This window comes from Faecalitalea cylindroides, assembly GCF_028321995.1.
Classification (GTDB): domain Bacteria; phylum Bacillota_I; class Bacilli_A; order Erysipelotrichales; family Erysipelotrichaceae; genus Faecalitalea; species Faecalitalea cylindroides.
Genome location: NZ_JAQLXG010000011.1, coordinates 47,056 through 66,135 on the forward strand (window position 1 = coordinate 47,056; position 19,080 = coordinate 66,135).

Sequence of the window (19,080 nt, forward strand, 5' to 3'; positions counted from 1 at the left end):
GTAGAACCCTAAATTGTAGAGCAGAAATTAGAATTTAGAAGTGTAATTATAATGAACAACATCGATTTTTTGGAGATGATAAGATGGAATTTAGACTAGCAAGAATAGATGATTTGAAACAACTGAAAATAATTTATAAAGAAATCATAAAAAATATGAATAAAAATAACATTCAAATTTGGGACGATATTTATCCTTGCGAGTTCTTTGAAGATGACATAAATAACAAGCGTCTTTATGTTATTGCAGATGATGAAGAAATCATATCTGCTTTTGCTTTATGTGATAACAATGCAGGAGAAGCTTATGTTGAATGGAGTGAAAAATCTGCTAAAGCAATGTATATTGACCGATTGGGTGTTAATGTTGAGTATTCTAAAAAAGGAATTGGTCAGCAAATGCTCAATAAAGCAAAAGAAATTTCTAAATCACTTGGTGCTGAATATTTACGATTATTTGTAGTAGATATAAATAAACCAGCTATTCGATTGTATCAAAAAAATGGTTTCACAAAAGTTAATGGAGTTTATGATGAAGTGTTTGACGATGGATATGTTTTACGTGAAATTGGATATGAAATCAAATTGTAAAATAAATCCTAATTTGTAGAGATGATAGGAGTATTTATGAATAAAAAGTTAGTGAAAGAATTTTTAATAATAACATTTGTTATAATGCTAATATTTTGGGGTGGTTGTGCTTTAATTAGTCAAATATTTAACTTGACAATAAATAATATACTTTTAAGGATTATGCACATTATCGGGGGATTCTCTCCAACTATTGCCTCTTATATATCACTAAAGAGAAATAACAAAGTTAAGAATTTAAAAGAATGGTTAAAAAAGATATTTGATATAAAACATAATATTTGGACTTATATTTTAGTAATTTTATTTGTATTGATTTATTATGTTTTGGGGTGTGCAATAAATGGATTTAAATTTGGTGCTCCTATATTTATGCTTATAGTAATTTTACCAATGATGTTATTTGGTGGTGGAAATGAAGAAGTTGGATGGAGAATGATTTTACAACCTGAATTGGAAAAGAAATTTGGATTTCATATAGCAACAATCTTTACTTCTATTATTTGGTGGTTATGGCATTTACCAATATTTTTTATAATAGGAACAGCAAATGCAAATATGAACTATTTTCTTTTTGGAATAATGTGTTTAACCTTATGCTATGCTTTGGCAACAATAAGAAAGGTATCGAAAGGTGTATTTCCTTGTATATTAACTCATTGTTTAATAAATGGGTTATCTGCAATATTTGTATTTAATTATAGTTTGTTAAGTTGTTGTATAACTTTAATTGTAACAATAATAGTATCAATACTAATTTTAAATATAAATAAAAGATATATAAGATAATAGCAAATCCTAATTTAACAATTTCATATCCAGTATTATACAAAGCGGTCAGTCTTTATGATTGGTCGCTTTTCAATATCTGGAAAGTATTGTTTTCATCCAATATAAGCGTAAAGTTGAATTATGTCAGAGTCAACAATATGTACCTCTATCTCCCTTTGTTTTCAGTATAGAAAGAAAAGATACAATTGTCATGGGGGGGGGGTAGTAATGATATAATACTTTTATAGTAATGTATGAAAGGGATAGACGTATGAAACTAAAAATAGAACATCTTCAAAAACGATTTGATACTAAAGATGTCTTAAAGGATGTCACATTCACTTTTGAGCCAGGGAAGATCTATGGCTTATTAGGAAGAAATGGTGCAGGGAAAACAACTTTGTTCAATTGTTTGAATCAAGATATTTCAGTTGATGGTGGAAGGTTTTATCTTGAAGATGAAATGGGTGAGCATGATTTACGATTGGAAGATATAGGTTATGTATTATCAACACCTCAAGTTCCTGAATTTTTGACAGCACGTGAATTTCTAAAATTTTTTATTGAAATTAATAAAGAGAGCCTGCAGGAAGAAAAAGAAATTGATGAATACTTTGATATCGTTAATTTGGAAAGAGAAGATCGTGATCGTTTATTAAAGGATTTTTCGCATGGTATGAAAAATAAAATGCAGATGTTGATCAATATCATAGCTTCACCCAAAGTTTTATTATTGGATGAACCATTGACTTCTTTAGATGTTGTTGTCGCTGAAGAGATGAAAAATATATTAAGAGATCTTAAACATGATCGTATATTGATTTTATCGACGCATATCATGGAATTGGCTTTTGATCTTTGCGATGAGATTGTTTTGTTGAGTCAGGGAGAGTTAAGAGCTGTATCTTCAACTTTAGATGAAGAAGAATTAAAAACAGATATCTTACGCATCTTGCAGGAGGAAGATCATGCTTAAATGTTTTTGGATATCATTTCAATTAAAAATGGCATATCGCATTAATTCAATTTTATATGCACTTCGACAAATTCCTCTTGTCAAAAAAGTAATACCTGTAACTTTATATGGGAATACGATTCTAAAAAATATTATTACGTGCATTGCTTTGTTATGGGAATTATTAAGTATATTTATCAATAAGGGTTTGTATGTTTTGGTGTTTGTTTTTGTTCCTGTTTTCTTTATATCCAATGATACAAAAATTTTGATGATCTTAAATATTCTGTTTTTCTTGACGATTGCTGGTGCCATTTCAAACAATACGATGTTTGATCCTACGAAAGATAAATATTACGCCATGATCTTGATGCGTATGGATGCAAGAAAATATACTTTGACTAACTATTTATACAATATGTTTAAGATATTGTTGGGAATGGGAATTTCCTTGATTTGTTTACGTTTTTTCTTTAATATTCCTCTTTATATATGTATTTTGATACCTGTTTATATTGTTTTTTCCAAAATGATCAGTGCGGCTTTTTCGTTATACCGGTTTGATAAAAAAGGGCAGATTCGTAATGAAAACAGTCCTGTGTTTACAGTATGGACCGGAATTATTATTTGTTGGATCTTGGCTTATGCAGTTTTATTTTTTCAAACTTTTTTACCTTTCTATGTATATATAGGAGCCATGCTTATTGTATGTATAGTGGGATTGATTTTATCCAGATATGTTTGGAACTATGGAAAATATAAAGAGATGTATCGAATCTTACTGCAGAATACGCCTTTAGATATGCAGGCGATCATGAAAGATGCACAAGCTAAAAATATAACTGATGCAATCAAAATGGATGAATCGATCACTAGTGATAAAACAGGCTATGCGTATTTTAATGATTTATTTGTTAAACGTCATAAAAAAATCTTGTGGCGTTATTCCAAGAAATTGAGTTTGATCATCATAGGCGTTGCACTTGTGATTGGAATTGGAGAGCTCTTTTTTGATGAAGTGGGTATGATCGTACAAAAATTTGTACTTGATTATTTACCATATTTTATCTTTATTTTGTATTCATTTAATTCTTCAAAGTCAGTTGTACAGGCAATGTTTCGTAACTGTGATCATAGTATGTTGACATATTCTTTCTATCGAAGACCAGAAGTGATCCTTTCTTTATTTCGCTTACGATTGCGCTCTTTGATCTTGATCAATTTACTTCCAGCTGTTGCCTTGGCAATTGGGCTTGATGTTTTATTAGCATTAAGTGGAAGCAAGGAAAGTTTGTTAGTATATCTAATTGTCTTTATATGTATTATTTCTACCAGCATTTTCTTTTCGATTCATTATTTGACTTGTTACTATTTACTGCAGCCATATAATGAGTTTACGGAAACCAAGAGCGCAACATATAGTTTGATTATGTCATTAACATATGGAATTTGTTTTGCCTTCATTTATCTTCATATGAGTACATATGTTTTTGGAACAATCATGACTTTATTTTCTTTGGTTTATTTTGTGATTTCCTATCGTTTGGTTTATAAAAAAGCCAGCCAGACATTTCGACTTAGACGATAAAAGCAGCAAACGCTGCTTTTTATTCTTTCATTAATTCGATTGCTTGTTTTCCACTGATCTTATCGATGTTTAACTTTAAGATCACAAGGTTGTTTATGCCAACTTGTATTTCTTTATCTAAAGCTTCTTCGGTGTTGTTTGGGGCATATTTTGATCCTAGTTTTTTTAAAGGTTCAATTTTAGATTCATTGTCTTCAAGGATCTCAATGTTGCCAAAGACAATAACGCTTTTAAAATATGTAGTATATTCTAAAGGTTGGATTACATCTTGATCGATTATACAAAAAGATACTTTTGGGTTCTTTTGTAAGATATCGATCTTATGTCCTTCTTTTGCACTGTGAAAATAAATGCAGTTTTCATCATAGACATAGCTTAGTGGCAAGGCATATGGATACGATTCCTTATCACATAAAGCCAGTGTTCCAGAATGATTTTTTTGTAGGATGTGTAGACATTCATCATATGGTAGTTCTTGTTTAAAACGTCGCATAGAAGTTCTCCTTTTTTATAACTATACTCAAAGTAAGATGCTGGTTCAATAGGTGTTAAAGATAAGTTAAAGGTATTGCCTAATAAAAATGTTTTCAATATAATAGATGCGAAAATGAAATGGGCACTTCTTGCCGCCGGGTAAGAAGTTTAGCGCTCAAACTTTCTATCCGTAGGCCGTTGGAGATGGAAAGCTTGGACGCTATTTTTTTGTGTTAGGAGTGAGGATATGGAAAAACGGTCATACTTAAAAGAATTTACGAACTATACTTTTTTAAGTGTATTAGGTACTTTAGGTGTTTCTTGTTACATATTGGCGGATACATTTTTTATTTCCAAAGGCCTTGGTGCCAATGGATTAACAGCATTGAATTTGGCAATTCCTGTATATAACTTTATCTATGGAACAGGCTTAATGTTAGGCATGGGGGCTGCCACAAGATTTTCGGTTTGTAAAAGCCAGGGAAGACAAGATGAAATCAATCGTCTGTACTCAAATACGATTTTTATTTCTTTGATTTTTTCAGTTATATATATGTTGTTGGGCGTTTTCTTTTCGAAAGATATCGCATCTTTACTAGGTGCTGATACCAGTGTTTTGGAACTGACGAATACATATCTATATTGGTTGATGTTATTTGCACCATCCTTTATTTTGAATAATGTATTTTTATGTTTTGTACGAAATGATGGAAGCCCACATCTTGCAATGGCAGCTATGTTAATAGGAAGTTTTTCAAATATCATATTAGATTATGTATTTATCTTTCCGATGAACATGGGTATCTTTGGGGCTATTTTTGCGACTGGCCTTTCGCCAATCATCAGTATTTTGATCATGCTTCCTCATTGGATCAAAAAGAAAAATACATTCCATTTTATTTGGACCAGCTTAAGATTCTATATCTTTAAACAAGATGTTGCATTGGGGTTTCCTTCTTTAGTATCTCAAGTATCTGGGGGTATAGTCATGATCGTTTTTAATATGATCATCCTTGGATTGGCTGGAAATACCGGCGTTGCAGCTTATGGTGTGGTAGCTAATATATCGCTTGTGATCATTGCGATATACACAGGTATTGGGCAAGGGATCCAACCTTTAATCAGCACATTTTATGGTAAAGGTGAAAAATACATGGCTAGAAAAATGTTAAATTACGCCATGATTACCATGCTGATATTATCGTTTGTTATTTATACATGCATCTACTTGTTTGATGATCCAATTACATCTGTATTTAACAGTGAAAATAATATGGCTTTGCAGGAAATTGCAGTAACAGGTTTAAAAATTTATTTTATCGCCAGTCCATTTATTGGCTATAACATCATTTTATCAACTTTCTTTACCTCTGTTGAAAGAGCGATTCCGGCTTACGTCTTATCTTTATTACGTGGTTTTATTTTTATCATCCCATTTGCCTTTTTATTGTCTCTATTATGGTCAATGACAGGGGTATGGATGACTTATCCAGTGGCTGAATTTTTAACAACTGTAATAGGTGTTATTCTGTATGAGCGTATCAAAAGAAAAGAAATCGTTCATCTAGAGATTTGATTCTTTCCTTAATGAACGATAAAACTTTTGTTTATACTGGTTAAATGGTTTAAAAAGTGATAAACGTGTTTACAATAATCTATTGAATAGAATATAATCTAGATACCTATAAAGAGTGTGCGAGAGACAAGCTCATTGACCACACAGCAACCTACCAATGGCAAGGTGCTAAAGCTTGAATGATAGGATCAAATTAGAAAATATATGATCCTGTCATGACGATGGGATCGTTTTTTTTGTCCTCTTTATAGGTGAAAAGGAGGAACTAAAAATGAATAATGTAAAAATGATCTTAGAAAAGTATGGAAAGGATACAATTTGGTTTTATTTAAAAGATGATAAAACTGAAGAAAACTTTAAAAAAGAATTAATGGAATTAGGTGCAACATGGATGAGTGGAGAAAAGCTGGAAAAACATCATCGTTTATCATATTACATAGCTGTTCATTCAGATAAAACGATTGCGTTTATATCAAGTATGTGTTGGAAAATGTCATTTGCGACAAATAAGGAAATTGTTCATGTCGATTATTCTTCATTAAAAAGAATAAATTTTTAAAATTTAGTACATATTAAATACAATCAATAAATATAATCAATATAATATAAATGTAAATAATTGATAGGAGTCGAGTTCGAATAGTGAAACGACATTAGAAGTAAAAACCAACTCTTGCAAATTATGCAGTAGTTGGTTTTATTTTAGAAAAAATGATCCAATTCGAGTGCATTTTGGATACATTATAAAACTGAAAATGATTAAAAGTAAGTATGATTTGTAAATTTAATATAGAAGAATTGATAAAAATCAATATGAGATAAACTAAAATGGTATAAAGAAATCATGTTCGAGCGAAAAGTATTTTAAAAAGGTTAATATATATTAGGGAATTAAATGATATGGATGATTATATGGATACAGAATTTATAAATCCAGAATGTGATGGAAAATAGGGGTTGTTAAGGGAAATGTGTAAGTGATTTTTAAATGAATATTGGCATGCTTATTATGCAAAACATTGTTTAAAGGTAAGTGATGATAACCACGAAATGTCAGGCAGTTGTACCTAATAACTGCCTGGCTGTTGTTTTATTGATCCATCTTTTTAAAGACGGGTATATTGGTTGATTCATTCATTGAATAGATTCTTCACTGTGAGCTGGTTAAATACCATCGATCAATTTGGTATATCCTGTTAGATCTTTTTTTGGGACAGATACTCTTGTTTTAACAAATAGATTTCTTTGGATATGGATCAAACATTTTGAAACATGGACGAAAGTGACAGCATCAAAAGTAGGGATATATAAGAATAGTAAAAATCAATTTTAATAATAATTCTTTGAATTATAGTTAGTTAATTTCTGGCCTTAAGTTAAAAGCTTTCAATCTTTACGAGTATTTTACACTTCATTAACTTTAAATGAACGTTCGTTTGTTATTATCAATCACGGAGAAAGTGGTGAAGATTAATGAAATTCTATTTTTCTTCGACATTGATGTGGGAAGCGACAAGCCGAGAAATCGTTGAAATGGCAAAGGCAAATGGCTATGAGGGCGTGGAGCTTTGGGCGCAACAAGTCGAATCTTGTGCTTTGGACATGAATGAATGGATCCAAGCTTGCCAAGCAACAAACATTAAAACGATCATCCATGCCAAAAGCTGGGACTTGAATTATGCCTCTGTCAACGAAGGAATTCGAAAGGCATCGATTAAAGAAATCAAAACGTCCATCGATTTGGCAAGAAAAGTAGGAAGCAATGTCGTCACCTTGCATCCTCCGAGATGTTCTTTGTTTGTAGATAAGGAAACGAAAAGGCGAGCTAGACAAAATTTGGTAGAAATCGTAGATTATGCGGACTTACAAGATGTTCATGTTTCCGTAGAATTGATGGAAAAGATTCCGAAAGAGTTTGTAACAACGCCGGAGGAAATGGATGATTTTATTCGAGATGTTAAAGATTCTGTGAGTCTTACATTGGATCTTGCGCATTGTCAGAGCACAGAAGAATTTATGGCATATCGAAATAAATTGAGTCCAATTTCAAAGTTTCATATCACAAATAAAATCGGAAAGAAATTGCATACGCCGATAAGTGAGCCAGGCGATTTGGACATCGTTCAAGTTTTACATCAGTTAAGGCATGATGATGTTCCGGTAGTCGTCGAAGGGTTTGCGATAGGAAGAAACTTTGAGCGTGTGCGAAAAGAAACAGAATTTCTAAAGGAATGGGAGAAAGAACAATGAAAAAATTAGGTGTATTGGCAATGGCTGGAATGATGGCTTTGGCGACTGGATGTCAAGCGCAAACAAGTACATTAACAGAAGATACGACTAGCCTTTCAGGAAGTTTGACGGTCTATACTTCTCAGCCGGAAGAGGATATTCAAGCTTTAGTTGAAGGTTTTAATGAGATTTATCCAGATGTAACAGTAGATATTTTCCGTAGTGGAACAGAAGAAGTCGTAAGTAAAGTATTGGCTGAAAAAGAAGTGGGTTCTGTATTGGCGGATGTATTGTTAGTATCGGATGCAACAACGTTTGAGGCATTGAAAGCAGAGGATATTTTAGAATCTTATGAATCGCCAGAATTGGAAGGAATCAGCGAAGAATACTATGATACTGATCATACATACACAGGGACAAAGATCTTAACGACGGGTGTTGTTTATAATACAGATCTAGTTGATGGTGAAGTGAAAGGGTTTGCTGATTTGACAGGCGAGGCAGCAAAAGACAATGTGGTCATGCCTAGTCCACTTTATTCAGGTGCTGCATCTTATAACTTGAGCGTATTGACGCAGACTGATGGATTTGGATGGGATTTCTATCAAGCTCTAAAGGATAACAATGTAGCTGTTGAACAAGGAAATGGAACGGTTTTACAATCGGTTACGGATGGTACAAAGGCCTATGGAATGATCGTTGACTATATGGCTTTGCGAGCAAAGGCTGATGGCGCAAAGGTAGAATTTGTATACCCTGAAGAAGGATCTTTAGTAATCACTGAGCCAATTGGAATGGTCAAAGATTGTGCAAATTCTGATCAAGCAAAGGCATTCATCGATTATATCTTGTCTGTAGAGGGTCAAACAAAAACCGCTGAAATTGGATATACGCCAATCAAAGAGGGTGTAGAGGCTCCGGAAGGATTTAAAAAGGCTGACGAAATCAATGCGATTTCTGTTGATATCAAAAAAGTCGTAGAAACAAAGGAAGCAGACAAAGAGCAGTTTGCGACGATGTTTGGGGCTTAAGAAAAATGAATCGAAAGGGAATAAATATAGCGGTTTCCGCTATATTTGTTTTCGTTGTAGTGTTTGTCTTCATTATGCCAATTCTAAGATTGGTGTTGATGAGCCTTACAACGGATGATGGATTATCTATACAGAATTTTGTGGTTTTGTTGGCGCAAGAACGAACAAGGGAGGCAATATTAAATACATTATTGATTTCCGTACTATCTACGGTTATTGCAGTAGTGTTTGGATCTTTGTTTGCGTTTTTAGTTGCTTATACAAATATTTCAAACAAGCGTTGGATAGAACTGCTAGTCTTGGCTCCTTATATCATTCCTTCTTATGTCATTACTTTGTCTTGGAGCGAAATGCTTTCGAGTCGTGGATTGATCAATAGTTTTTTAACATCTTTATCTTTGCCAGAAATCAATATCTATTCGTTGCCAGGAATCATTTTAGTCATGGGAATCTGCAATGTTCCTGTTGTCTACTTGATTGTGATCAATATGTTGCGAAAGATTCCGAAAGATATGGAGTGGGCTGCTCGTGTTAGTGGCTATGGTTTAAAAGATGTGATAACGAAAATCACTCTAAAACTGGCATCTCCTGCTATAGCTAGTGGTGGTGTTCTTGCATTTTTGGCGTCGATTGATAATTTTAGCATTCCTGCATTTTTAGGAATTTCGGCGGGTATTCCTGTATTAAGCACATATATCTATGAAAATGCGATAAGTTTTGGTCCTTCTTCTTTCAATCTAGCGGCGGCTTTATCGATTTTATTATCGGTGATTGCATTGGGAGGTTCTTTGATTCAGTTGCGTTTTGTGGCCAAGGGCTCTCAGATGGAAAGTGTAAAAGAAGATTATTCGATACGTGTCTATATTGGCAAGAAAAAGGTGAGAGTAATCAACTTTGTGTTGATGTTCTTCTTGATTTGTATAAACATCGTACCTTTATTAGGGATGATGGTATCAAGTTTCTATAATACATATGGTACGCGTCTAACGTTAGAGAATTTTGAATTTGTTTTTACGAATCAAAGTGTTAGAAATTCAGTGTTTAATAGTGTCTTTTTGACTTTGCTTACTTGTGTTGTGTGTATCGTGATCGGAACGACGATCGCGTATCTTAAAGTTCGTAAAAATTCTAAGGTTGCGTATTTCATTGAGTCTTCGGCATCTTTGACATACGCACTTCCAGGGATTGTTTTGGCTTTGGCTATGATTTTTCATTGGGGAAAAGTCCCAGGTGTTTATGGTACAATCAAGATTCTTGTGATTGCCTACATTACCCGGTATATGATTTTACAAATTAAAGGCAGTACGACTGCTTTATTGTCTGTGGAATCTAGCCTAGAAGAAGCGGCTCGAATGAGTGGGAGTAAGCCTGTTCATGTGTGGCGCAAGATCATTATTCCTTTGATTACGAAACCAGTTTTATCGAGCTCTTTTTTGATTTTTGTCTCTGCTTGCAGCGAATTGACTTTATCAAGTATGCTGGCGGCAGCGAATACAAAAACGATTGGATTGACGATATTCAATTTAAAACAAGGTGGTTCATATAGTTATTCGTATGCGATGTCGACAGTGATGGTCGTGGTAATCGTATTCCTATATTTTGTGGCAAACCGCCCAAAGAAAGGAAGGAAGTAAAATGAGTTTTACAATTGAACATTTAACAAAAAAATTTGGCAATTTCACTGCCATCAACGATATTGGGTTTTCCATTGAAGAAGGGGATTTTTTAGCAATTCTAGGACCTAGTGGATGTGGAAAAACAACGATGCTTAGGATCATCGCTGGATTCGAGGAACCAACACAAGGTTCTGTTAGCTATTCCGATCAAGTATTGACGAGTACATCAGTGAATATTCCTGTTGAAAAAAGAGAAATTGGAATGGTCTTTCAATCGTTTGCGTTATGGCCTCATATGACCGTAGAAGAGCATGTTAATTTTCCGCTTCAAAGCAAACGTTGTAAAATGTCTGCAGATGAAAAGAAAATCGCCAGTAAGGAAGCGATCGAGGCTATGCGTCTACAGACGATGGTCGATCGTTATCCAGGGCAATTGTCGGGTGGACAAAGACAGCGCGTAGCTTTGGCAAGAGCTATAGTTGGCAAGCCAAAGATTCTTTTGATGGATGAACCATTAAGTGCTTTAGATGCAGAATTAAAAATGAGCATGCGCAAAGAAATTCAAGATATCCATCGAATGACCAAGGCGACGATCATTTATATTACGCATGATCAAAGTGAAGCTTTAGCTTTGGCTGATAAGATTATTATTATGAAAGATGGTCAAATCGAACAGATGGGAACGCCTGAAGAAATTTATAATCTTCCAATGACCGAATTTGTTGCTTCGTTTGTATCGAAATCAAATTTAATCAATGGAGATTGGGATAACGACATATTTACTTGTGCAGATGGAAAATTTGTTTTTGATGGCTCAAAGGTTCATGATTCATTTAAAGAAAAGCATATTTGTCCAATTCGTCCAGATCAGCTTGATATAGTGGAGGCAGGATATGGGTTGGATGGTGTATTGGCGTCGATTCAATATAATGGACGAGAAAATCATTATTCCATTCAAGTGGATGACCAATTGTTTACCGTTTATTCTTCTGCGATTCCTTTTCAAGTGGGAGATCGAGTTTCTTTGATCCCTAGAAAGGATAATTATGAAACCGTTATGTGATTTACACACGCACACGGTTGCGAGTGGGCATGCCTATAGTACGTTATTAGAAAATGTGCATATGGCAGCTATGCGCGGACTCAAAGTCTATGGACATAGTGATCATGCGCGTTTGATGCCTGGGACGACAGATGAAATTTATTTTACTAATTTTAAAGTCATTCCAAGAGAAATCGAGGGCGTTCGTATTCTTCATGGAATCGAGGCAAATATATTGGATGAATTAGGTACAATCGATGTGTCACAAAAACTGTATCATAAACTTGATTACATCATTGCGAGTCTACATTCACCAACGTTTAAAAGTTTGGGCAAGGAAATGAATACGCAAACATTGCTTCGTGTAATGGATAATCCATATGTCAAAATCATTGGACATCCAGATGATGATCGCTATCCTCTTGATATCGAAGCCATCGCTAAAGCGGCAAGCGAAAAGAAAGTGGTCTTAGAACTAAATAACGGTTCATTAAATCCTCTTTCTACACGCGTTAACGGAAAAGCCAATATAATTAAGATGTTAGAAGCGTGCAAGAAGTATGATACGATGATCTTAATGGGTACAGATGCTCATATTTGTTTTGAAGTTGGTGATTTCGAAGCTTCTCTTCAGTTATTAAAAGAAGTCAATTCTCCAAAGGAGTTAGTCATCAATTTTGAGCTTTCTCGTTTGAATATGGTTTATAATCAATAATTGATAATTACAATTAGTTTATTCATTTTTCTCTCTTTTTCATTTAGCCCACTTTTGTGGGCCTTTTTTGTTTGGATACATTTAAGAATAAATTGCGATTAATATTTAAAGTCAAGTTAAAGGTATACGGTGTTGTTCCATTAGATTGTACGAGCATAAAAAATACTTTTTGTGCTAAGTTATTTATTAATAAATTTTATATCTAATTTTTGATTATCCGTATAAACACTATACTTTCAAATATTTTGAAGTATAGAAAAGCACTCATTTTACCACGAATTTACCATAATTAAACGAGCCTTGATATGACTATAAATAACACTAAAAAGACCTCACACCTAAACGGTGTCTTTTTTAAAAGCAGTCAATCATAAGACCAACTGCTTTGTAAATATAGATATTAAATTGTTAAGCTGAGATTTTACTTAGATTTATCTTTCACTGGTTTGCTATTTTCATCATTTTCTCCTTCAAGCCATGCCATTATGCCAAAGTTACAAAATGGATAAATTATTACTTCTTTATAAACTTCTTGCTCACAACGAGGGCAGATGACATATTCTTCACCTTTTACATTTTTTAATTACCGAAATGCCCTTTTTTATTTGCAAATTACATGTCTTATAGCTTACCATGTTTTTCGTATCTTGCGACTCTTGATATTTTGTTATCCTCATCTACAAATACTACTTTAGGTGGATTTTTCTTTACCTCTTCTGGAGTCATCTGTGCATAGCACATTATGATTATCTTATCACCTGTCTGAACACATCTTGCAGCAGCTCCATTGAGACATATCATTCCGCTGCCTCTTTCTCCTGCAATTGTGTATGTCTCAAATCTGTTCCCATTATTTATATCTACGATACTTACCTTTTCATACTCCAAAATTCCGGCACTGTCAAGTAAGTCTTCGTCTACAGTGATGCTTCCTACATAATCAAGTTCTGCTTGAACTACTGTAGCTCTGTGTATCTTCCCCTTTAACATTTCAAATGTCATATTTAACCCCCGTTTAACCTTCGTAAATAAAGTTGTCAATCAATCTGGTTTTGCCGATATAAACTGCCATGGCAACTAGTACTGGTGCTGTCATCTCCTTGACCGGTTTAACTGAAACAGCGTCTACAGCCTGAACATAATCTATTTTCGCCATAGGCTCAGTTTCAATAAGCTTAATCATTTCTGATACAATTTTATCTGTATCTTTTTCTCCTGCTTTTGCCATATCTTCTCCGAGCTTAACTGCTTTGCTTAAAATTAGTGCCGCCTTTCTCTCATCTTTGCTTAGATATGTATTTCTTGAACTCTTTGCAAGACCATCCTCTTCTCTAACTATAGGGCAGCCCACAATTTCGATATCAAAGTTCAAATCTCTAACCATTCTTTTTATAATCGCAAGCTGCTGTGCATCCTTTTGACCAAAGTAAGCTCTGTCGGGATTTACAATATTAAAAAGTTTAGATACTACTGTGCCTACACCCCTGAAATGTATTGGTCGTGATTTTCCACAAAGTTCCTCTGAAAGACTTTCTATGTTTACATATGTTGAAAAATCGTCAAAATACATATTTTCCGGCTCAGGATTAAATATTAAATTAGCACCTGCCTCCTCACATAGCATAGTATCCCTTTCCAAATCCCTCGGATAGCTTTCCAAATCTTCCCCTACTCCAAATTGAGTCGGATTTACAAAATCACTGACAACAACTCTATCGTTTTCTGAAACAGCCCTTGTAATTAAACTCTTATGTCCTTCGTGCAAAAATCCCATAGTAGGAACAAGACCTACTGTAAGACCTTCTTTCTTCCATTCTTTGACTATAACTCTCACTTCATCTACGGTTTTTACTATTTTCATCGTTCTATCTCCTAATATAACTTGTTAATTACATCTTCTGAAATTTTAAATGTGTGTTCAGGTGCTGGAAAGCTTCCCTGTTTAGTTTCTTCTATATATGCAGCAAAGGCTTCTTTCATTACATCTCCTACCTTTGCGAATTGTTTTACGAATTTAGGTGTAAAGTCAGAGACCATTCCAAGCATGTCCTGATAAACGAGAATCTGTCCATCGCAGCCAGATCCTGCACCTATTCCTATTGTAGGAATATTAATGCTTTCAGAAATAATTTCCGCTAATTTTGCAGGTACGCATTCCAAAACAATCGCAAATGCTCCTGCTTCTTCAACAGCTTTTGCCTCTTCAATGAGTTTCTTTGCTCCCTCTTCACTTTTTCCCTGAACTTTAAAGCCTCCAAAAACGTTCACTGACTGAGGTGTAAGTCCAATATGTGCCATAACAGGAATTGAAGCAGCTGTAATAGCTTTAATCTGTGGACAAACAGAGGCTCCACCTTCTAGCTTTACTGCTTGACATCTTCCTTCTTTCATAAGTCTTCCTGCGTTATACATGGCCTCTTCAACTGAAACTTGATATGACATAAACGGCATATCTCCAACTACTAAGGCATCTTTGGCACCTCTTGTAACTGCTCTTGTATGGTGAATCATATCTTCCATTGTTACCGGCAAAGTATTTTCGTATCCGAGCATAACCATGCCAAGAGAATCTCCAACGAGAATACCGTTAATACCTGACTGATCCATCAATTTAGCTGTCGAATAGTCATAGGCTGTCAGCATTGTAATCTTATCGCCCTTAACCTTCTGTTCTTTAAAAGTGGATACTGTGTTTTTCATTTTTAATTACCTCCGTCATCTTCAAATAGTCACTGTCTAAATGTTTTTCCTGTGCAATACTGAGAAGCTTTTCTGAAAGCAAAAGATATATCATCTCATATCCCACCTTTTCCTCAGACTCGTTTATCCATGCTGCCTTAATAGCTTCAATGTGTTTTGTGATAGTCGACAAATCATTTCGCTCAACAGGACCTGTGAGGGCAGCCGCAACCCCTTTTTCTGCCAATGTGTCGGCATTTCCAGTAAACAAAGGCACTAAGGCTTTCTTTGCATCTTTTTTATCAAAGCCGCATTTTACAAGCATTTCAGCCCCCACTTGAAAAAGTCCGTTTACGAGATTGCTTACAACTACTGCACCGCAGTGGTAAAGAGATTTATTTTCCGCTCCCATTGCGATTACCTTATTTCCTGCTCGCTCAAAGATACTCTTAATCTCATCTAGATTCTCTGCCGAACCCTCCACAGTAAAATAAGCCTTATTCAAGTGTTTCCATGATTCGCACTTATCACTTATTGCATATAGGGGATGTACCGAATAGATATTTGCACCGAGGTTTTCACCATCAAAAAAAACGGTTGATGAAATCGAACCGCTGCAATGACAAATATTTTTATTTTTAATATCCAGATTCTTCATATAATCCCATACTTTGCTTATCTGTCCATCAGGCACAGTAATAAACAGGGTATCACTGTCACTTAAGATATTCTCTATACTCTTATATAGTTTTGTGTTAGTAAAATCTGCTGCTGATTTAGCTGATTCCGGTGATTTGCTGAAGTAACCCGTAATCTCTACGCCGTTTTCCTTCAGGTATTTTCCAAGGGAAAATCCTACTTTCCCCGCTCCGATAAATCCTGCTCTCATATCGATCACTCCTTTCTGGGAAGTGACAATCATGAAAATCTGCATGGATGAGGTCTCGTTCAAACTGATATAATCCTCATGGTTTAAAAATAAAAAATATGTGGTATAGTTTCTGTTCGAATACTATCTACCCATTACTATAGCACCTATTTAAGTGATTGTACAGAGAAAAAAATAAGGCACCACTCTAACTAATTTATCATTAAAGTGATGCTAATATAAATCGTGTTATTTAGCTTTTCTGTATTTAATCATTTTCACAATCTGAATTATCAAAGTCGGGATAAAAATATAAAGCATGACAAAACACTTCTTCATTTTTCGCTTGATTACCCACCACAGAAAAGAAAGAACCCTGTAAAGAGCCTTACCACCATTGGTGGTGCTTTGCACTCTTGATTGGGCTTTTTGTTTGCTGTATCTTTCATGCAAGAGGAAAATTAAAGTCCTCTATTCCATTTCTCTTTTAGATAATCTTCATAGTCCGTTTCATTAAAATCTAATTGTGGCGAAGTGTTGGGAATGTTGTTTCTGTTGTCTATATCTGCAAGCTGACGGAATATCCAATCATCATAAGGGTCGTGATATTTATACTCTTTGGGCTGTTCTCTGTATCGGTCTAACCCTCGCATTTCCTTATGTACTTTCATCATGCGTTCCAATTTCTGACGCTGTATCAACTGCTTGATTTCCATAAGTTCTTCCAACTCTACTACCTCACTAGAAAGATAATTGCTAATGTATCTAATCAATGTAGTTTCCATGTAAAATCTACATTCTTTTTCGTCATTGAAAAATTCATTTTCAGACAAATAATCTAAGGAAACATTAAAATCCTGTTCTCGTTTGATAACGTCCATGATATATGGCTCGGTGTGGTCAATATATTTCCATTCCCCCGACAATAATTCATTCGGTGTTACTCCCAGCACGTCCATTATCTTTTCCAATGTATCAAAGGTAGGATAATTCACACCTCGTTCAATCTTGGAAAGGCTCTGCATATTGATACCGATTTTATTGGCAAGTTCCTGTTGTTTCATTCCCCTGTGTTTTCTTATGATTTGTATGTTTTCTCCTAAGAAACTGATTTTCTTTTCATAATACTCCATAACTTAGTATAACCGCTCCTTTCGTTGCTTTTATTGTCATTTATAAGCATATCATACTTAATATATATCGAAAAGTCAATCGAAACTTCTTGACAAGTAATTCTAGTGGCGTTATTATCTTATCAGACAGTGTGATTAAGCACGCTAGGGTCAATCACACACTTGAGTAAGCATATATAAGAGATGTTTTCACTTTGATAGCATGAATGAGCATGGACTATCAGACTAAAAATAGGGTTTCTGACTGGGGCTGTTTCGTTTAGCCACGAGCCTCTCAAGGCTCGTGAGCGTTAAGAACGGAACAGACACAGGAAGAAAGGGAACGCCTTTAGGCGCTCGTAAAGGGCGTATATGTAACACCGCCCTGCGTATACATGTCATAGTACCTAGAAACTGTGATAAATAAAGGAAAAACACGATTTTTACCCCGCAAAAAACGGGGCATACGAAAGGAGAAATGCACTATAACTACACACAAAAATTTATCCGTTAAGATTGATTACATCAGCATTGTATTTGAAACGGCAACCGCTGAAGATGTAATCATGCACATTTTAGGTTTACCGACTGACATTTTCAATGTTTATCCAGCAACGATAAAATTCAAGACTTATCAAGCACGCTGGCAGGTTGGAGATATTTATGTATCGGGAGACGCAAGAAAGACAGAGGATAACCCACAGGGGCTAGGCTGTTATCTTGTTATGACTGGCAGAGGTTGTGATGATATTTTCCGTATTCTCAACAATAGGAATTATACCTTTGGGGATATGTTCCGACGCTGTGAGCGAAGATACGGACTGGATAACTTCCATTTCACAAGACTTGATATTGCCATTGATGATAAAAACGAAAAACCATTCTTTACCATAGAGCAGATAAAGAAGAAATGCGAAAAAGAGGAATTTATCTCGAATAGTGAGGGCTACCACTTTGACGAAAGCAAGTTTGATGATTTCGACACCGCAAAGACTGTTTATATCGGTGCTGGTAAATCGGGATTGTCCTACCGTTTTTATGATAAAGATAAGGAAGTCTGTTCAAAGCATAATAAGACACTTGATGAAGTCGGCAGTTGGAAACGGACAGAAATGCAACTGCGTGATGATAAGGCTCATGCTTTTGCCATGACATTCAAAGACAGACCGCTGGAACTTGGGGAACTGGCTTTCGGTCTATTGGCAAACAACCTACGCTTTGTCGTGCCAAACAGAAATGAAAGTAATAAGAGCAGATGGAAAACGTGTCGGTTTTGGGAACGCTTTTTAGGGGCTGTGGAAGTCTTAAAACTGCAAGTACCGAAACTACATAATTCTCTTGAGGAAACACAGCAATGGCTCACAGAGGGTGGCGTGATTTCCGCTGTGAAAAGTTTTTACTTCTTGGAAGAACATGACGCATTAGGTGGACTGGAAAAAGTGGGAACTATGCTTGATAAGGCAAGATACAGCAATTCCCTTTCCAGCAAACTAACCGCCCACTTACAGAGGATAGACCGCACCGACCTTATCCCCTATATCCAGTATGACACGAAACATGGGAAAGGGGGTATCTGATGAATAACAACGATATTCCTGTATGGGAAAAATACACCCTTACCATTGAAGAAGCGTCAAAGTATTTCCGTATCGGAGAAAACAAGTTAAGACGCTTGGCAGAGGAAAACAAGGACGCTGGCTGGCTCATTATGAATGGCAACCGCATACAGATTAAACGCCGACAGTTTGAAAAGGTCATTGACAAATTGGACGCAATCTAATGCAAATGAGCCTTGTATGTGTTATGATAAACACAAGTCATATCAAGGCTCTTT

19 protein-coding genes and 1 riboswitch are annotated in these 19,080 nt (G+C 35.1%); of the genes, 13 read left to right on the forward strand and 6 right to left on the reverse strand.

What is annotated here, in order from left to right:
• Nucleotides 1–83 precede the first annotated feature (83 nt).
• The 4 genes from PND65_RS06965 to PND65_RS06980 all read left to right on the forward strand — a co-directional run bounded on the left by PND65_RS06965 (nucleotide 84) and on the right by PND65_RS06980 (nucleotide 3,904).
• Entirely contained in the window at nucleotides 84–590 is a 507-nt protein-coding gene (locus PND65_RS06965) for a GNAT family N-acetyltransferase (RefSeq protein ID WP_271991623.1), read from the forward strand.
• 36 nt (nucleotides 591–626) lie between these two features.
• Nucleotides 627–1,379, forward strand: a complete 753-nt coding sequence (locus PND65_RS06970; protein ID WP_271991626.1) for a type II CAAX endopeptidase family protein — start codon at nucleotides 627–629, stop codon at nucleotides 1,377–1,379.
• A gap of 253 nt (nucleotides 1,380–1,632) precedes the next feature.
• A complete protein-coding gene (locus tag PND65_RS06975; RefSeq protein WP_271991656.1) occupies nucleotides 1,633–2,337 on the forward strand; it encodes an ABC transporter ATP-binding protein in 705 nt (234 codons plus the stop codon).
• A complete protein-coding gene (locus PND65_RS06980) occupies nucleotides 2,330–3,904 on the forward strand; it encodes a hypothetical protein (RefSeq protein ID WP_271991654.1) in 1,575 nt (524 codons plus the stop codon). Before PND65_RS06975 ends, PND65_RS06980 begins: the two co-directional genes overlap by 8 nt.
• A gap of 19 nt (nucleotides 3,905–3,923) precedes the next feature.
• Here PND65_RS06980 and PND65_RS06985 read toward each other — a convergent pair whose 3' ends face one another.
• Nucleotides 3,924–4,397, reverse strand: coding sequence for a pyridoxamine 5'-phosphate oxidase family protein (locus PND65_RS06985; RefSeq protein WP_271991652.1), 474 nt, complete (start codon nucleotides 4,395–4,397; stop codon nucleotides 3,924–3,926).
• Between the two features lie 228 nt (nucleotides 4,398–4,625).
• Between PND65_RS06985 and PND65_RS06990 the strand changes: the two genes are divergently transcribed.
• From PND65_RS06990 to PND65_RS07020, 7 genes are all read left to right on the forward strand, one after another.
• Nucleotides 4,626–5,954, forward strand: coding sequence for an MATE family efflux transporter (locus PND65_RS06990; RefSeq protein ID WP_271991651.1), 1,329 nt, complete (start codon nucleotides 4,626–4,628; stop codon nucleotides 5,952–5,954).
• 103 nt (nucleotides 5,955–6,057) lie between these two features.
• Nucleotides 6,058–6,143, forward strand: a riboswitch (SAM riboswitch).
• 82 nt (nucleotides 6,144–6,225) lie between these two features.
• Nucleotides 6,226–6,513 (forward strand): hypothetical protein, encoded by a 288-nt coding sequence (locus PND65_RS06995; protein ID WP_195190969.1) that lies wholly within the window; start codon nucleotides 6,226–6,228, stop codon nucleotides 6,511–6,513.
• Nucleotides 6,514–7,427: 914 nt separating this feature from the next.
• Nucleotides 7,428–8,204: a sugar phosphate isomerase/epimerase family protein gene (locus tag PND65_RS07000; RefSeq protein WP_271991649.1), complete on the forward strand. Its 777-nt coding sequence runs from the start codon at nucleotides 7,428–7,430 to the stop codon at nucleotides 8,202–8,204.
• Complete coding sequence (locus tag PND65_RS07005) at nucleotides 8,201–9,214, forward strand: ABC transporter substrate-binding protein (protein ID WP_271991647.1); 1,014 nt, start codon at nucleotides 8,201–8,203, stop codon at nucleotides 9,212–9,214. The genes PND65_RS07000 and PND65_RS07005 overlap by 4 nt, the downstream gene beginning before the upstream one ends.
• A gap of 5 nt (nucleotides 9,215–9,219) precedes the next feature.
• Nucleotides 9,220–10,848, forward strand: a complete 1,629-nt coding sequence (locus PND65_RS07010) for an ABC transporter permease (protein WP_015536292.1) — start codon at nucleotides 9,220–9,222, stop codon at nucleotides 10,846–10,848.
• A gap of 1 nt (nucleotide 10,849) precedes the next feature.
• Nucleotides 10,850–11,893 carry an ABC transporter ATP-binding protein gene (locus tag PND65_RS07015; protein ID WP_271991645.1) on the forward strand — a complete coding sequence of 348 codons (1,044 nt, stop codon included), beginning with the start codon at nucleotides 10,850–10,852 and terminating at the stop codon, nucleotides 11,891–11,893.
• A complete protein-coding gene (locus PND65_RS07020) occupies nucleotides 11,877–12,587 on the forward strand; it encodes a phosphatase (protein WP_271991643.1) in 711 nt (236 codons plus the stop codon). The genes PND65_RS07015 and PND65_RS07020 overlap by 17 nt, the downstream gene beginning before the upstream one ends.
• 621 nt (nucleotides 12,588–13,208) lie before the next feature.
• Here the strand turns inward: PND65_RS07020 and panD are convergent.
• From panD to PND65_RS07045, 5 genes are all read right to left on the reverse strand, one after another.
• The gene (gene panD / locus PND65_RS07025) at nucleotides 13,209–13,589 is read right to left on the reverse strand and encodes an aspartate 1-decarboxylase (protein WP_004847071.1); all 381 of its coding nucleotides are present in this window, start codon (nucleotides 13,587–13,589) and stop codon (nucleotides 13,209–13,211) included.
• 13 nt (nucleotides 13,590–13,602) lie between these two features.
• Complete coding sequence (gene panC / locus PND65_RS07030; RefSeq protein ID WP_004847070.1) at nucleotides 13,603–14,448, reverse strand: pantoate--beta-alanine ligase; 846 nt, start codon at nucleotides 14,446–14,448, stop codon at nucleotides 13,603–13,605.
• A gap of 11 nt (nucleotides 14,449–14,459) precedes the next feature.
• Nucleotides 14,460–15,287 carry a 3-methyl-2-oxobutanoate hydroxymethyltransferase gene (gene panB / locus PND65_RS07035; protein WP_004847068.1) on the reverse strand — a complete coding sequence of 276 codons (828 nt, stop codon included), beginning with the start codon at nucleotides 15,285–15,287 and terminating at the stop codon, nucleotides 14,460–14,462.
• A complete protein-coding gene (locus PND65_RS07040; protein ID WP_009306604.1) occupies nucleotides 15,262–16,155 on the reverse strand; it encodes a Rossmann-like and DUF2520 domain-containing protein in 894 nt (297 codons plus the stop codon). The genes panB and PND65_RS07040 overlap by 26 nt, the downstream gene beginning before the upstream one ends.
• A gap of 440 nt (nucleotides 16,156–16,595) precedes the next feature.
• A complete protein-coding gene (locus PND65_RS07045) occupies nucleotides 16,596–17,267 on the reverse strand; it encodes a helix-turn-helix domain-containing protein (RefSeq protein ID WP_004847061.1) in 672 nt (223 codons plus the stop codon).
• A gap of 494 nt (nucleotides 17,268–17,761) precedes the next feature.
• Here PND65_RS07045 and PND65_RS07050 point away from each other — a divergent pair, with 494 nt between their 5' ends.
• Complete coding sequence (locus PND65_RS07050) at nucleotides 17,762–18,823, forward strand: replication initiation factor domain-containing protein (RefSeq protein ID WP_278275377.1); 1,062 nt, start codon at nucleotides 17,762–17,764, stop codon at nucleotides 18,821–18,823.
• Nucleotides 18,823–19,026, forward strand: a complete 204-nt coding sequence (locus tag PND65_RS07055; protein WP_002610247.1) for an excisionase — start codon at nucleotides 18,823–18,825, stop codon at nucleotides 19,024–19,026. Before PND65_RS07050 ends, PND65_RS07055 begins: the two co-directional genes overlap by 1 nt.
• The last annotated feature ends 54 nt before the right edge of the window (nucleotides 19,027–19,080 follow it).